Here is a 306-nt window from a genome sequence, read left to right as displayed (position 1 = left end):
TTAATCGTTACGGAACTGGCGTAATTTTCACAGCACGTTTCATTCCTGTCGTTCGCCATGCGATTTCAATTCCTGCCGGGATTACAAAAATGCCAATTTCACGCTTCATTACTTTAACAGGACTTGCGATTATTCCTTGGTCTATCATTTTCATTTATTTAGGTGAAAAACTTGGAGAAAACTGGGGTAATATAAATGACGTTGCTGGACCATATGTGAAATCGTTCGCTGTTGGCGGGGTTGTTCTTATTATTTTATATTTCGCAATAAAAAAATGGTCAAAGAAACGTAAAAAGCTTGCTTAAG

General features: G+C 37.3%; 1 protein-coding gene. It reads left to right on the top strand.

The window, feature by feature from the left end:
• Nucleotides 1-305: DedA family protein (locus KI356_RS27505; RefSeq protein ID WP_212937041.1), on the top strand; the 305-nt coding region annotated here is incomplete at its 5' end.
• Nucleotide 306 lies beyond the last annotated feature (1 nt).

It is taken from the genome of Bacillus hominis, from assembly GCF_018332515.1.
Classification (GTDB): domain Bacteria; phylum Bacillota; class Bacilli; order Bacillales; family Bacillaceae_G; genus Bacillus_A; species Bacillus_A hominis.
Note: the sequence above shows the minus strand (reverse complement) of the source record. Positions and strands in the feature narration are given on the sequence as shown.